This is a genomic window from Ornithinicoccus hortensis, assembly GCF_006716185.1.
GTDB classification, from domain to species: Bacteria; Actinomycetota; Actinomycetes; order Actinomycetales; family Dermatophilaceae; genus Ornithinicoccus; species Ornithinicoccus hortensis.
On sequence record NZ_VFOP01000001.1, the window covers coordinates 3,542,868 to 3,557,592 of the forward strand.

A 14,725-nucleotide genomic window follows, 5' to 3' on the forward strand; every position below is an offset into this window, starting at 1 on the left:
ATGACCGACGAGCAGTCACCCGACACCGACCCGGAAACCGGCGAACCGGCGGCGTCCGGGGCCGCCGTCCAGCCCGACCAACCCGGTCGCTCCGGACGGCCGGGACCGGGCGAGCGCGGGCGGTGGCAGAGCTTCGGCGCCCCGGTGCTCGCGGTGGCCTCGGTGATCGCCCTGGTGCTGGGGACGCTCGTGGGCTGGGTGGCGTTCGCGCCGCACCATCCCGGCACGCACAGCGCCGAGGCGGGCTTCGCCAGGGACATGAGCGAGCACCACCTGCAGGCCGTGGAGATGTCGTTGCTGGTGCTGGGCCGCTCGGACAGCGCCGACGTCGACACCCTCGCCTACGACATCGCCTCGGCCCAGGCCAACCAGATCGGTCAGATGGAGGCGTGGTTGCGCTCCTGGGGCCTGCCGACCGCACGCCCCGGCGCCCGGATGACGTGGATGGAGGGCCACGAGACCCACGCGGACCACGGTGACATGGAGATGGGTCCCGGTGCCCCCAAGATGCCGGGGATGGCGAGCGCGGAGGAGATGCAGCAGCTGCGGGACGCCGAGGGCGAGGAGGCCGAGATCCTCTTCCTGCAGCTGATGATCACCCACCACATCTCCGGGGTCGACATGGCGCAGGCCGCGGTCGACCTGGCCGACGACCCCGAGGTGGTCCGGATCGCCCAGGCGATGGTCAACGCCCAGCAGAGCGAGATCGACCTGATGACCGACATGCTGGCCGACCGCGACGCCGAGCCCCGCGAGGACCTCACCGAGATGGGGCCGCACGAGGACCACGGCAGCGACGAGGACGCAGCGACCGCCACCGACGACGGGGCAGCCGACGACGATGCCCACGACGACGGCGGCCACGACCACTGAGGTGGATAACCCCTGGACCGCCCGCGGGTGCCGACCTAGGCTGGGCGCACACGAGAAGGGAGGTGGTCCGAGAGTGAATTCTTCAAGGACGCGTGAGGTGATCGAGCGCTGAGGCGTTCGCCGAGGCGAATACACCTCGGTCACCGGAGCCCGTGAGGAGCGCGAGTTCGTCCATCGCGCTATCGGTAACCCTTCCCCCGTCCGATGACGGGAGGAGGCCCGGCCTCACGGGCTCACCCATGTCCGGGCCCGGTCCGCTCAGGGTTGCAGCCGGGTGACCCGCCAGGCGCCGGCGTCGGCGAGGTCCCCCGTCCCTTCCCGGGTGAACACCAGGCGGTCGTGCAGCCGGTTGCGGCGGCCGCCCCAGAACTCGACCCGGTCCGGCACGATCCGGAAGGCCCCCCACTCGGGCGGAACCGGCACGTCGGTGGCCCCTCCGTGGTCGGGGTAGCGCTCGGCATACCCGGCGAACGCCGCCTCGAGGTCCTCCCGCGAGCCCACGGGCTGGGACTGCGCGGAGGCCCACGCGCTGATCCGGGCACCCCACGGGCGCTGCCGGAAGTATGCCGTGACCTCCGCCTCCGGGATCTCCTCGGCCGACCCGCGGAACCGGACCGCACGGAACATCGAGGGCCAGGTCAGCGAGGCGGCGACGGCGGGGTGGGCCCGCAACTGCCGGCCCTTGGTCGAGGCCAGGTTGGTGACGAAGCCGGGGCCCCGCGGGTCCAGGAAGCGCATCAGCACGGTGCGCACGTCCGGACGCCCGTCCTCGTCGACGGTGGCGACCGACAGCGCGGCGGGCTCGGGGACGTCCCCCAGGTCCTGCTGGCGCGCCACGGCGGCATCGACCCACGCGGTCACCTGGTCGTAGGGGTTGTCGGCGAGGTCGGCCTCGGCCAGGCCGTCCCCCTCGTAGTCGATGCGGTCGCCTGTCATGCCCCGATTATCAACCTCGCCTATCGTGGAGGCTCAGAGGGATCGACGCAGGAGGAAATCGCATGGCAGGCAAGGCCAAGGCGGTCGGCACCGCGCTGAAGTACGCGCCGATCGTGTACACCGCGGCCCAGAAGTACGGCCCGGTCGTGTGGGAGCAGTTGAAGAACCAGCGCGAACCGGCGGAGAAGTACGTGCAGGCCAAGGTGGCCAAGGGCAACCAGCGCAAGAAGGCCCTGGCGCACGCCGGCACCCTGGTGGACGGCGCCGTGCTGCAGGTCTTCCACGACAGCACCGCCCACTGGGTGGTGTTCTCCGGCGACGAGCCTGTCGGGGTGCACCCGCCCACCCAGGCCTCCTACCAGGAGCTGCTCGACCGGGCCGACCTCTCCCTCAAGGTCCGCCCCCACGAGCCGCACCGGGCCCGCCCGTTCGGCACCACCAGGGCGCCCTTCCGGTCCCGGCCGGGCCACGGCACCCCGCCACCGCAGGCACCCGGCCCCACGGGCCCGTCCGACAGCCGGACGGAGCCGACCGACGGCACGACCCGCGCCGTCACCGAGCTCCCGACGGACCGGCGGGGTCAGCGCCCGACGGCGTAACCCTGCATACCGCGGGGGTTGGCCCCCGCCGCCACCAGGCCGGTCCCCGGATCGCGGGAGACCGCGCACATCCGCCCCAGGCTCCAGCCGTCGCCGACCCGCACGTCGTGCCCACGGGCCCCGAGGTCGGCCAGGACCTCCTCCCCCAGTCGGTCCTCGGCCACCACCACGCCGGGCTCGGTGAGCCGCGGGGCGAACGACCCCGGGAAGCTCGTGGTGTGGAACATCGGGGCGTCGATGGCCTCCTGCAGCGAGGCCCCGCCGACCAGGTGGCGCAGCAGGAACAGGGACTGCCACTGGTCCTGCTGGTCGCCGCCGGGTGAGCCGCAGGCGAGCACCGGCTGGCCGTCGCGGAGCACCAGGGTCGGGGTGAGCGTGGTCCGCGGGCGGCGCCCGGGCACCAGCGAGGACGCCAGGCCCTGCTCCAGCCAGGTCATCTGCAGGCGGCTGCCGAGGGCGAAGCCGAGCTCGGGGATGGTCGGCGAGGACTGCAACCAGCCCCCGCTGGGCGTGGCCGAGATCATGTTGCCCCAGCGGTCGACGACGTCGATGTGGCAGGTGTCCCCGCGGGTGACGCCGTCGGACTGCACGGTCGGTTCGCCCGTCGTGGGGTCCGCCACCCGCCCGTCCGGCCCGCGGCGTGCCTGCTCGGCGATCCGGGGTGCGCGGCCGCCGGGACTGCCCGGGCGCAGCCCGAGGTCGGCGGTGTCCCCCACGAGCGCGGCCCGTCCGCGCAGGTAGTCCGGGTCGAGCAGGTCGGCCGCCGCCGCGGCCGCATCGGTGTCCCCGAGCCAGGCCTCCCGGTCCGCCATCGCCAGCTTCCAGGACTCGACCACGGCATGGGCGCCGGCTGCGGTGTCGGGTCGCAGCGCGTCGGCGTCGGTCACGCCCAGGGAGTCCAGCATCCCGAGCACCTGCAGCAGCGCCGGCCCCTGGCCCCAGGTGTCGGTCTTGGCCACCGTGTGCCCCTGCCAGGACACGGTGACCGGCTCCTCCCAGGTGGCCTCGTATGCCGCGAGGTCGGCCCCGGTGAGCACGCCCGGCAGGACGTGGCCACCGGAGTGCCGGAACGGGCGGCGGGCGAACCGATCGATCGCCTCGGCCACGAACCCCTGCGACCACGCGCTCCTCGCCGCGTCGACCTGGGCCTCCCGGGTCGACGCGGCGGCCCGTGCCTCGTCGACCAGCCGCTCCAGGGTGTCCGCCCAGGTCGTGTTGCGGAACAGTTCCCCGGCGACCGGTGGCCGGCCGCCGGGCAGCCACAGCTGCGCCGAGGTCGTCCAGTCCTGCTCGAAGAGGTCCTGCACCGCGCCGACCGTGGCGGCGGCCCGGGCCAGGAACGGGTGCCCGTGCCGGGCGTAGTGCACGGCCGGCGCGAGCACGTCCGCCAGCGGGAGGCTGCCGTGGTCACGCAGCAGCAGCAACCAGGCGTCCACAGCTCCCGGGACGGCCGTGGCCAGCGGGCCTGCGCCCGGGACGGCGTCCAGCCCCTGGTCGGCGAAGTGCTCGGGCGTCGCCGCCGCGGGTGCCGGTCCCTGCCCGCAGAGCACCCGGGGCGCCGGGTCCTGTGCCGTCGCGATGATCGCCGGCAGGTCCCCGCCGGGCCCGTTCAGGTGCGGCTCGACGACCTGGAGCACGAAGCCTCCGGCGACGGCGGCGTCGAAGGCGTTGCCGCCCAGCTCCAGCATCCGCATCGCGCTCTGCGAGGCGAGCCAGTGCGTGCTGGACACCATGCCGAAGGTGCCGGTCAGGGTCGGACGGGTGGTGAACGTCATACCGGTATATCTCTCTCTCAGATCACGCTGGCGACGACGGCCACCAGCAGCATCAGGACGAGGGCGCCCACCACGATCTTGCGCCGGGTGCGGGCGGTCATCAGGAGATCCGTTCGGGCAACGGCTGGACCGGGCCCCGGTGCAGCGTGAGCCGGCGCCGGCCGTCCCGCTGGATCCTGACGTGGATGTTGTCGGTGCGCATGACGTAGATCGTCGCAGCCAGGACGGCCGCCCCGCACATGAACGCGGCCATCAGCATCGTCCAGCGGGCGCCGAACTGGTCCCCGATCCAGCCGATGATCGGCGAGCCCAGCGGGGTCCCGCCCATGAAGACCGCCAGGTAGAGGGCCATCACCCGGCCACGGACGGCCGGGTCGACCGACAGCTGCACCATCGAGTTGGCGGTGACCATGACGGTCAGGGCGCACAGCCCGGTGGGGATCAACGTCACGGTGAACACCTCGAAGGTGGGAGCCAGGCCCAGCAGCAGGGTGCACACCGAGAAGCCCCCCATGGCGCCCAACAGGTAGCGCAGCCGGGGCCGCTCCCGGCGGGCGGCCAGCAGCGCCCCACCGAGCGACCCGATCGCCATGACCGACCCCACCAGGCCGTACTCCTCCACGCCCTTGTCGAAGACCTCGGTCGACATCAGCGCGTTGGTGATCTGGAAGTTCATCCCGAAGGTCCCGTGCACGAAGATCAGGGCCATGATCAGCATGATGTCGGGGCGGTGCCGCACGTAGGCCAGCCCCTCCCGGATCCGCCCCTTGCCCTTGCTCCGGGGCGCCGGGGTGAGGCGTGCGGGGTCCATCGCGACCAACGCCCCGATCACCGCGATGAAGGTCGCGGCGTTGATCAGGAAGGTCGGGCCGGTGCCGAACCAGGCGATCAGCAGGCCCGCCACGGCGGGGCCGATCAACCGGCCGCCGTGGAAGGAGGCGCTGTTCAGGCCGACCGCGTTGGTCAGCTGCTCGGGCGGCACCATCTCGGACACGAAGGCCTGCCGTGCCGGCGCGTCGATGGCGGCGGCGCTGCCCTGGAGCAGGGCCAGCAGGTACATGTGCCACAGCTCCATCACCCCGAGCAGCACCAGCAGGCCCATCAGGGCCGCGGTGAGCCCCATCACCGACTGGGTGACGACCATCACCCGGCGCTTGGCGAACCGGTCGCTGACCGCGCCGGCCACCGGGGCCAGGAGCAGCATCGGCAGGAACTGCAGGCCGGTCACGATGCCCAGCGCCTGCGCCGACCCGTTGGTCAGCTCGGTGAGCACCACCCAGTCCTGGGCCACGCGCCCCATCCAGGTGCCGGTGTTGGAGACGATGCCGCCGGCGGCGTAGATCCGGTAGTTGCGGATCCGCAGCGAGGAGAACATGGCGCTCATTCGGCCAGCACCCTCCCCAGGATCTCGGTCGCCCGGGTCAGCACGTCCCGTTCGCGGGAGGTCAGCCGGCCCAGCCGGTCGGACATCCAGGCGTCCCGCTTGGCCCGCTCGGACACCACGGTGGCCTGCCCCTCGTCGGTGAGCGAGAGCTGCACCACCCGGCCGTCGTCCGGGGAGCCGGCGCGCGCCACGAGGCCACGGTCGACGAGCGCGGAGACGGTGCGGCTCATGCTCGGCGCGCTCACCCGCTCGCTGGTCGCCAGGTCCCCCACCGTGCTCGGCGAGTCGGCCAGCCGCACCAGCACGCTGAAGTGGTGCGGCGCGATATTGCTCGAGGCCTCGAAACGCACCCGGCGCGACACCCGCATACAGGCGATGCGGAGGTCGTGCGCCAGGTGGACGACTTCGGGTGCGGGCGCGGGGGCGGCAGGCAAGAGGCGGCTCCGGGAGAGTGCTCGGGTGGGACGACTACTTACCTTAACTTATTACTTCTGCTAACTATTTCCGGCCCGGACAGCGACAGGGCCGCCCCCAGATCGGGGGCGGCCCTGTCCGGGCGGCGGGTCGGTGCTCAGAGACCGATGACGTCCCGCACCGGGTCGAGCGCGAAGTAGATCACGAAGAGCACCGCGATGACCCACATCAGCGGGTGCAGCGAGGCGGCCTTGCCGCGGCACACCTTGAGCAGCACGTAGGTCACGAAGCCGGCGCCGATCCCGGCGGTGATCGAGTAGGTGAACGGCATCAGGATGATGGTCAGGAACGCCGGGAAGGCGATCTCCATCTGCCGCCAGTCGATGTCGGCCACCTGCTGCATCATCAGGAACCCGACGATGACCAGGGCCGGGGTGGCCGCCTCGTAGGGCACCACCTGCACCAGCGGGGTCAGGAAGGTCGCGAGGAGGAAGAGCACGCCGGTGGTGACCGCGGCCAGCCCGGTCCGCGCGCCCTCGGCGACCCCCGCCGTCGACTCGATGTATGCCGTGTTGCTGCTGACGCTGCCGGCGCCACCGACCGCCGCGGCCAGGGAGTCCACCACCAGGATGCGCCGGGTGTTGGGCGGGTTGCCGTCCTCGTCGAGCAGGCCGCCCTCGGCGCCGACGGCGACCATGGTCCCCATCGTGTCGAAGAAGTCGGCCAGCATCAGGGTGAAGACCAGCAGGACCACCGACACCGCGCCGATCGCCTCGAACGACCCGAGCAGGTTGAACTGGCCGAGCAGCTGGAAGTCCGGGGTGCTGACCACCTGGTCCGGCAGCGCCGGGGTGGTCAGGCCCCACCCCGTGGGGTTGTCCTCGGTGCGGCCGCCGATGCCGCCGACGGCCTCGACCACGATCGCCAGCACGGTGGCGCCGAGGATGCCGTAGAGGATCGCGCCCTGCACCTTGAGCAGGTACATGACCGCGATGGCCAGCAGCCCGAGGATGAAGATGAGCGCCGGCCAGCCGGCCAGGAAGCCACCGACCCCCAGCTCGACCGGGGTCGCCCCGCCGAACGGCGCCCGGACGATGCCGGCGTCGAACAGGCCGATCAGGGCGATGAACAGCCCGATCCCGACGCTGATCGCGATCTTGAGGTCGCGGGGGATGGCGGTGAAGACCGCCTCCCGGAAGCCGGTCAGCACCAGCAGCAGGATCACGATGCCCTCGAGCACGATCAGGCCCATCGCGTCGGCCCAGGTCATGTTCGGCAGCGTCGCGATGGAGAAGGCCACGACCGCGTTGAGGCCGAGGCCGGCCGCCATCGCCAGCGGGTAGTTGGCGACGGCGCCCATCAGGATGCACATCACCCCGGCGATCAGCGCCGTGGCGGCGGCGATGGCGCCCAGGTTGCCCCCGGCCAGCATCTCCCCGGTGCCGTCGGGGACGCCGCCCAGGATCAGCGGGTTGAGGACCACGATGTAGGCCATCGTGAAGAACGTGACGACCCCACCACGCACCTCGCGCGCGACGGTCGAACCCCGTTCGGTAATCCGGAAATACCGGTCCAGGCCCGACGTGGGCGTCGGAGCCGCGTGTGTGGAATTGGTAGTCATGGCACGTAGGTTAGGGCCATGTGGGAGATCCGGGCGTGAGCAACTCCGAGATCGTGCCGAAGCCCGTCACGGTCCGCACGATCACCATCGTGCGGATCGGCATCGTGCTGTGGGCGGTGGCGCTCGTCGTGGTGCTGGCCGTGCCCGCGCTGCGCACGGGTGACCGCGACTGGTGGGTGTGGGTGCCGGTCAGCGGGATCCTGCTCGGCCTGATCGGCCACGTCTACCTGACCCGCGGCCGGGGCAACGCCTCCGACGCCTGACCGTCAGTCGCTGGTGATCACCAGGTCGTCGTCGTCCAGCACCGGGGCCTCGATCTTGTCCGGCTCCCCGGGGTCGATGTCGACCTCGCTGTGCGCGCCGCACCCGTGGTCCAGGCTCACGACCGCGCCGTCGTCGGGGGACCACTCGCTGGCGCACACCCCGAAGACCTGCCGGAGGGCCCCGGCCATCGGCAGGAAGTAGCCGCAGCTGCTACAGGTCGCGGTGGCCTGGCGGGCCACCTCGGAGCGCGGCCCGTGGTCCCCGTCGTACCAGCGCTGCGCCGCCGCGTCGCGCCCCTCCGCGGACAGCACCCGGGGCCGGCCGAGGCCGAGCTCGAAGAACGCCATCTGGTCGACGTCCTCGTCCCCGGTCGCCTCGAACCCCGCCTCCAGATTGGGGTCGTCGTCGACGAAGGGGGTCACGTCCCCGGCGCCGACGTCCCCGGGAGCCAGGCGTTCGGCATACGGGAGCCACTCCGGGGACAGCAGGGCGCCGTCGCCGGGCACCAGGTTGGTCTCGCAGATGGTCGCCTTGCGGGCGCGCGGCGGGCGGGCGACGGTGATCGCCCAGCGCCAGCCGGGGTATGCCGTGGCCGTGCAGCCGAAGTAGTGGGTCGCCAGGCGTTCGCCGGACATCTCGGCGCCCTGGTACTCCCCGACCGTGCCCGGCTCGGCGATGCCCTCGGCGGCGGTGCGCGCCAGGTCGACCGCAGCGGTGAGGACGGCGTCGGGCTTGGTGGCCACGGCGGCGGCCATCAGCGGGCCCCGGCCTCGAACTGGTCGGCGAGCGCCCGCAGGCTCTTGCCGAGCGAGCTGGCGAGGCGCCCGTCCGGGTAGTGCCCGCGGCGCAGCCGGTTGGAGGCGTCGTCCAGCACCTTGATCAGGTCCTCCACGACCACCGCCATCTCGTCGGCCGGCAGCCGGTCCCGCATCGCCATGGTCCGGGTGACCGAGGGCGCCGGCTCGAGCAGCCGCACGTGCAACGCCTGGTCACCGCGGCGGCCCTGGGCGACGTCGAACTCGACCCGGGCCCCGCGCTTGAGGGTGGTCGCGCCCTCCGGCAGGGCGCTGGAGTGGACGTAGACGTCGGCACCCTCGTCGCTGGAGAGGAAGCCGAAGCCCTTCTCGTCGTTGTAGAACCTGACCTTGCCCGTGGGCACTGTGCACCTCTTGTGTGGATCGTCGCGGGAGGGTGGTTGGGGGCGACGACCGCCTCGCGCGGCTGCCGTCGAGGTATCAGGTTAACGTCTCGCGCCGCGGATAGCCGCTTCCGTGCCCAGTCACGGGGCGCTGCGGGCCCGGCGCTACCGTCCGCCGCCGGCCGTCGTCGGCCACCGCCAGCCGCCCGAACGCGCCGAACGCACGCGTTGTTGCCGCGATCCGGTCCAGAAACCGGCAACAACTGGTCCATTCGGCGCACCGGGTGGGGCGGTCAGGCGGCCAGCGCCGCCCGGAGCTCCGCGGCCAGCTCGGCGTCCAACCCATCGTCCAGGTCGTCCGGACGCTGGGCCTGTCCACCGCTGGCGGCGACCAGGGCGGCATACGCCCCGGCGCGGGCGACCAGTTCCTCGTGCGTGCCGGTCTCGCGGACCCGGCCCTGCTCCAGCACCACGATCTGGTCGGCGTCCCGGACGGTGGACAGCCGGTGGGCGATGGTGATCACGGTGCGTCCCCGGCCGAGCTCGTCCAGGGCCTCCTGGACCGCGAGCTCGGTGCGGGTGTCCAGCGCGCTGGTGGCCTCGTCGAGGATCAGCACCCGCGGGTTGCGCAGCAGCGTGCGGGCCAGCGCCAGGCGCTGCTGCTCGCCGCCGGAGAACCGGTGGCCGCGAGCACCGACCATGGTGTCGTAGCCCTGCGGCAGCGCGGTGATCACCTCGTGGACCTGGGCGGCCCGCGCCGCCCGCTCGATCTCCTCGTCGGTGGCGTCGGGGCGGGCGAAGCGCAGGTTCTCCCGCACGGTGGCGTGCAGCAGGTAGGTCTCCTGGGACACCACGCCGACGACCGCGGCCCGCTGCTCGGACTTCAGGTCCCGCAGGTCGGTGCCGTCCAGCGTGATCCGGCCCGAGGTCGGGTCGTAGAGCCGGGTGACCAGCGCGGCCAGGGTGCTCTTGCCGGACCCGGTGGGGCCGACGATGGCCACGTGCGACCCGGGCGCGAGGTCCAGGTCGATGTCGCGCAGCGCGTCCCGGTCGCCGTCGGCGTGCCGGAAGGTGACGTGCTCCAGCCGCACCCGGCCCTGCGCCCGCGCCGGGTCGAACTCGGCCGGCCGCGCCGGCTCGAGGACACCGATCGGCAGGTCGAGGTACTCGAAGATCCGGCTGAACAGGGCCAGCGATGCGGTCACCTGGACACCCACGTTGAGCAGGCCCATGACCGGGCGGAAGATCCCCGCCTGGAGGGCGGTGAAGGCGACCAGGGTCCCGATGGTGATCCCCTCGGAGGTCACCGGGAGGCCGGCGATGAGGTAGAGCAGCGCCGGGATCACGGCGAAGATGATGCTCATCGTCGCCGTCCGCCAGCGACCGGCGATCTGCGCGGCGACCTCCAGCCCGAGCAGGTCGGAGGAGGCGGTGTGGAACCGGTCGGCCAGCGCCGGCCCGGCACCGAGGGTCTTGCTGAGGCGGGCGCCGCTGACCGACAGCGACTCCTCGACCTGGGCGTGCATGCCCGCGAGCGCCTTCTGCCGGCGGTCGGTGGCGTCCCGGCGCAGCCGGGCCACCGAGCGGGTGACCAGCACGGCCGGCGGGATCACGATCAGGGAGAGCAGCGCGAGCTGCCAGCTGAGCGCGACCATGGCGATCAGGGTGCCGATCACCGTGGCGACGTTGGCGGCCAGCGAGGTGGCGGTCGAGGTGACCACGCCCTGCAGGCCGGAGATGTCGTGCGTCAGCCGCGACTGCACCTCTCCCCCGCGGGTGCGGGTGAAGAAGTCGAGCGACTGCTTCTGCAGGTGGCTGAACAGGTCGGTGCGCAGGGTGTGCATGATCCGCTGGCCGACGGTGGTCGACAGCCAGGTCTGGATCACCCCCAGCACGGAGGTCAGCACGGCGATGCCGACCATGGCGCCGACCAGGACGAGCAGCAACCGCACGTCCTGGTGCGGGATGGCGTCGTCCACGGCCGCCTTGGTCAGGAACGGCGTGGCCAGCCCGACCGTGGAGCTGGTGACGATGATCGCCAGCACGACGGCGAGGGTCCACCGGTGCGGCCGGAAGAGGGCGAGCACGCGCTGCGCGCTCACCGGGTGGCTCTTGAGCTGAGCCTTGTCCTTGGGGTTGGGGCGGGCGGAGTCTGCTCCACGCCCACCACCGGAGCGAGTCTGGAACGCGGTGTCCATGCAACCACTCCCTTTCTGTTCGGGTTGACCGGTCATCGGTGCCGGCCGTGCTCTCGTTGTCGATACTGAGGTTACCTCATTTTGTGGTTACCGCGCAACTCTGCTAGGCTACCGACCAGTGGCAGCCAACACATGCATCAACAGAGCACCATCCAGGCGCCACCCGAGGGGAGAAACCCACATGAACGACCACACCACGAACCACGAAACCCCCGACCACCGCGAGCCGCACCCGCGCCACGGACGTCGCCACCACCGCCCCGAGCTGGACCTGACCGACCCCGAGCTCAGCGAGCTCGACCTGGTCATGCACCTGGCCCGCAGGCTGCGCCGCGGCGCCGCGGTCGAGACGGCCCCCTGGGGCCTGTCCCCGCACCAGGTCCGCGCCCTCCGGGCCATCGCCTGGGGCGAGGGCGGACGCCGACGGGGCCACGGTGGCCCCCGGCGCGGCCGGGGAGGACCCGGACCTGGGCGCCACGGACGGCCGGACCAGCGGCCCGGGGAGACCCCGGCGCCGCACGAGGACGAGCAGCGGGAGGGCGCCCAGGGTGCCCCCACGCAGCTGCGGGTCAGCCAGCTGGCCGAGCGGCTGCAGATCGCGGCCCGGTCGGCGACCGAGGTCGTCGACTCCCTCCAGGAGGCCGGGCTGGTCCAGCGCACCCCCGACCCGGAGGACCGGCGCGCCGTGCTGCTGACGCTGACCGACAACGGCCGGCAGGTGCTGCAGGAGATCCACGCGGCACGCCGTCAGGCGGCCCAGGACGCGGCGGGCCAGCTGAGCGAGGAGGACCGCGCGGAACTGCGCCGGCTGCTCGTCCAGCTGCTCGAGTCCCTCGAGGCGGAGCCGCAGGGCTGACGCACGCGAGGTGACGGGCACGGCATACCAGCGCGTGCCCCGACCGACGGAGAAGGACCCCCGGCGCCACGTGCCGGGGGTCCTTCGTCGGTGGGGCGGGCTCGCTCAGACGGAGACGGGCTTGCCCTCCTCGGCGCCCACGTCCCGGGCGACCCCGGCCAGGTAGTCCTGCTCCACCGGGGCGTCGTCGGTGAAGACGTAGGCGACCTCGCGGTGCTCGGACAGGTCGACCCCGCGGGCCTCGTCCTCGGCGGAGACCCGGAACCCGATGGTCTTGCTGATCGCCAGCGCGATCACCAGGGTGAGCACCCCGGTGAAGACGAGCGTGACGACGGTGGCCGCGACCTGGGCGACCAGCTGGTCGGCCCCGCCGCCGTAGAACAGGCCGCCACCGGCGCCGTCGACCGGCAGCGCCAGGAAGCCCAGCGCGACGGTGCCGATGAGGCCGGCCACCAGGTGGACCCCGACCACGTCGAGGGCGTCGTCGTAGCCGAAGCGGTACTTCAGGCCGATCGCCAGGCAGGACCCGACACCGGCCACGATGCCCAGGACCAGCGAGCCGACCGGGCTGAGGTTGGCGCAGGCCGGGGTGATCGCGACCAGCCCGGCGACGACACCGGAGGCGGCACCGACCGCGGTCGGCTTGCCGTCGCGGACCGCCTCGGTGACGTTCCAGGCGATCATCGCGGCGGCCGGGGCGACCAGCGTGTTGACCCAGATCAGGCCGAGCTCCTCGGAGCTGCCGGCGGCGCCCCCGTTGAACCCGAACCAGCCGAACCACAGCAGCGCCGCACCCAGCATCACGAAGGGCACGTTGTGCGGCTTGTGGAAGCCGGGCGCCCAGCCGTTGCGGCGACCGATCACGTAGACCAGGACCAGCGCGGCCAGACCGGCGTTGATGTGGACCACGGTGCCGCCGGCGAAGTCCATGGCCACCCCGAAGGTGCGCCCGACCCAGCCTTCCTCGCCGAGCAGGCCGCCGCCCCAGACCATGTAGGCCAGCGGCGCGTAGACCAGTGTCACCCAGATCGGCACGAAGACCATCCAGGCGCTGAACTTGGTGCGGTCGGCGACCGCCCCGGAGATGAGGGCCACCGTGATGATGGCGAAGGTCGCGCCGAACCCGACGCCGATCAGGTCGGTCGTGCCCACCAGGTTGCTCAGGCCGAAGAACGCGGTCGGGTCGCCGGACAGGCCGCCCAGGATCCCCTCCCCGCCGCTCATCGAGTAGGCCCACAGGACCCACACCACGCCCACCAGGCCGATGGACACGAAGCTCATCATCATCATGTTGAGGGCGGCCTTGGCCCGGGCCATGCCGCCGTAGAAGAACGCGAGCCCGGGCGTCATCAGCAGCACGAGCGCCGCCGACACCATCACCCAGACGTCGCCTGCAGTCAGCTCCATCTTGTGCCTCCAACGAGTCGGGGGTGCGCAGGGGGAACGCACCCGTCGTCCGGTGCGGACCGGCCGCACCGCTGCGCCGGAGTCTTGACCCGGGATGTTTCGCCGGCGGCGCGCGGGTGTTTCGGGGACGTGACGGGTGTTTCGGGCAGGTAAAACCTCGCGGCCGGGCCCGCCGGGCGGGGCCGGTCCGCTAGGCGCGCGGGAGGAGGGCCGCGCAGCGGGCGAGCCGGTCCAGCCACCAGGCACGGCGCTCGGGGCCGGCCGCGAGATCGCCTCCCCCGCCGGCCGTGAGCCCGGGCACCAGGTCGCCACGGACCGTCTGCAGGGCGTCGGCCACGGAGATCGAGCCGGCGACGGGCACCAGCGAGGGTGTCGCGACGTCACGGGCGAGCAACTCGACCGTGCCGAGCCCGCAGGCGTGTTCCAGGGCGGGCAGTGCGGCGGCCAGGGCCACGCCGGCCGCCATCCCCACCGAGGTGTCCAGGGCACTGGAGACCACGGCCGGCAGACCGCAGTCGGCCACGATCCGCAGCGCCGCGGCGACACCGCCCAGCGGCGGCACCTTCACCACGACGAGGTCGGCCGCGCCCTCCCGGGCCACCCGGAGCGGGTCCTCGCTACGCCGGATCGACTCGTCGGCCGCGACCGGCACGTCCACGCCGTCGCGGGCCAGGTCGCGCCGCAGTCGCGCGAGGCCGGGCACGTCCGCGCAGGGCTGCTCCGCATACTCCAACCCGTATGCCGACAGCCGGGTCAGCGCCTCCCTCGCCTGGTCCGGGGTCCAGCCGCCGTTGGCATCGACCCGGATCCGGGCGGCCGGCCCCAGCACGGCCCGGACCTCGGCGACCCGGGCCATGTCGTCGGCCAGCTCCTGCCCGCGCTCGGCGACCTTCACCTTGGCGGTGGTGCACCCGTCGTACCGGGCCAGCACCTCCCCCACCCGGTCGGGTCCGACGGCCGGCACCGTGGCGTTGACCGGCACCCGGTCGCGGACCGGCTCGGGCCACCCGGCCCACCCCGCCTCGACGGCTGCCGCCAGCCAGCGGGCCGCCTCCTCGTCGGCGTACTCCGGGAACGGGGCGAACTCGGCCCAGGCCAGCGGGCCGTGCAGCAGCACCGCTTCCCGTTCCAGCACCCCGCGGAAGCGGACCCGCATCGGCAGCGACACCACCGTCGCGGCGGCGACCAGTTCCTCGGGCGAGGGTGCGGGGGTGGCGGCGGACGGCATACCGGCAGTGTGCCCTGCCGGTGGCGGACCGT

At 72.9% G+C, this 14,725-nt stretch carries 14 protein-coding genes; 4 read left to right on the plus strand and 10 right to left on the minus strand.

Going from position 1 to position 14,725, the window contains the following annotated elements; genetic code table 11:
- Window positions 1-873, plus strand: coding sequence for a DUF305 domain-containing protein (locus FB467_RS16545; RefSeq protein ID WP_141786074.1), 873 nt, complete (start codon window positions 1-3; stop codon window positions 871-873).
- Between the two features lie 258 nt (window positions 874-1,131).
- Here the strand turns inward: FB467_RS16545 and pdxH are convergent, their stop codons facing one another.
- Entirely contained in the window at window positions 1,132-1,809 is a 678-nt protein-coding gene (pdxH, locus tag FB467_RS16550; RefSeq protein WP_141786075.1) for a pyridoxamine 5'-phosphate oxidase, read from the minus strand.
- Between the two features lie 62 nt (window positions 1,810-1,871).
- On the opposite strand from pdxH, the gene FB467_RS16555 reads away from it, so the two are divergent.
- The gene (locus FB467_RS16555; protein ID WP_141786076.1) at window positions 1,872-2,408 is read left to right on the plus strand and encodes a hypothetical protein; all 537 of its coding nucleotides are present in this window, start codon (window positions 1,872-1,874) and stop codon (window positions 2,406-2,408) included.
- Here the strand turns inward: FB467_RS16555 and FB467_RS16560 are convergent.
- From FB467_RS16560 to FB467_RS16575, 4 genes are all read right to left on the minus strand, one after another.
- Window positions 2,390-4,183 (minus strand): gamma-glutamyltransferase family protein, encoded by a 1,794-nt coding sequence (locus FB467_RS16560; protein ID WP_141786077.1) that lies wholly within the window; start codon window positions 4,181-4,183, stop codon window positions 2,390-2,392. The genes FB467_RS16555 and FB467_RS16560 overlap by 19 nt on opposite strands.
- A 100-nt stretch (window positions 4,184-4,283) precedes the next feature.
- Complete coding sequence (locus FB467_RS16565; RefSeq protein ID WP_141786078.1) at window positions 4,284-5,567, minus strand: MFS transporter; 1,284 nt, start codon at window positions 5,565-5,567, stop codon at window positions 4,284-4,286.
- Window positions 5,564-6,001 carry a MarR family winged helix-turn-helix transcriptional regulator gene (locus FB467_RS16570; protein WP_228393294.1) on the minus strand — a complete coding sequence of 146 codons (438 nt, stop codon included), beginning with the start codon at window positions 5,999-6,001 and terminating at the stop codon, window positions 5,564-5,566. Before FB467_RS16570 ends, FB467_RS16565 begins: the two co-directional genes overlap by 4 nt.
- Window positions 6,002-6,138: 137 nt before the next feature.
- Window positions 6,139-7,602: an NCS2 family permease gene (locus FB467_RS16575; protein WP_141786079.1), complete on the minus strand. Its 1,464-nt coding sequence runs from the start codon at window positions 7,600-7,602 to the stop codon at window positions 6,139-6,141.
- Window positions 7,603-7,637: 35 nt separating this feature from the next.
- On the opposite strand from FB467_RS16575, the gene FB467_RS16580 reads away from it, so the two are divergent.
- Window positions 7,638-7,865 (plus strand): DUF2530 domain-containing protein, encoded by a 228-nt coding sequence (locus FB467_RS16580; RefSeq protein WP_228393293.1) that lies wholly within the window; start codon window positions 7,638-7,640, stop codon window positions 7,863-7,865.
- A 3-nt stretch (window positions 7,866-7,868) separates the two neighbouring features.
- On the opposite strand, the gene FB467_RS16585 is transcribed toward FB467_RS16580, so the two are convergent.
- The 3 genes from FB467_RS16585 to FB467_RS16595 all read right to left on the minus strand — a co-directional run bounded on the left by FB467_RS16585 (window position 7,869) and on the right by FB467_RS16595 (window position 11,202).
- Window positions 7,869-8,621: a DUF3027 domain-containing protein gene (locus FB467_RS16585; protein WP_141786081.1), complete on the minus strand. Its 753-nt coding sequence runs from the start codon at window positions 8,619-8,621 to the stop codon at window positions 7,869-7,871.
- A complete protein-coding gene (locus FB467_RS16590; protein ID WP_141786082.1) occupies window positions 8,621-9,025 on the minus strand; it encodes a cold-shock protein in 405 nt (134 codons plus the stop codon). Before FB467_RS16590 ends, FB467_RS16585 begins: the two co-directional genes overlap by 1 nt.
- 272 nt (window positions 9,026-9,297) lie before the next feature.
- A complete protein-coding gene (locus FB467_RS16595) occupies window positions 9,298-11,202 on the minus strand; it encodes an ABC transporter ATP-binding protein (protein ID WP_141786083.1) in 1,905 nt (634 codons plus the stop codon).
- 181 nt (window positions 11,203-11,383) lie between these two features.
- Here FB467_RS16595 and FB467_RS16600 point away from each other — a divergent pair, with 181 nt between their 5' ends.
- Window positions 11,384-12,058, plus strand: a complete 675-nt coding sequence (locus tag FB467_RS16600; RefSeq protein ID WP_211350631.1) for a MarR family winged helix-turn-helix transcriptional regulator — start codon at window positions 11,384-11,386, stop codon at window positions 12,056-12,058.
- Window positions 12,059-12,163: 105 nt separating this feature from the next.
- Here the strand turns inward: FB467_RS16600 and FB467_RS16605 are convergent, their stop codons facing one another.
- Window positions 12,164-13,465: an ammonium transporter gene (locus FB467_RS16605; RefSeq protein ID WP_141786084.1), complete on the minus strand. Its 1,302-nt coding sequence runs from the start codon at window positions 13,463-13,465 to the stop codon at window positions 12,164-12,166.
- A 190-nt stretch (window positions 13,466-13,655) separates the two neighbouring features.
- Window positions 13,656-14,693, minus strand: a complete 1,038-nt coding sequence (locus FB467_RS16610; RefSeq protein ID WP_141786085.1) for an o-succinylbenzoate synthase — start codon at window positions 14,691-14,693, stop codon at window positions 13,656-13,658.
- Window positions 14,694-14,725: the final 32 nt, after the last annotated feature.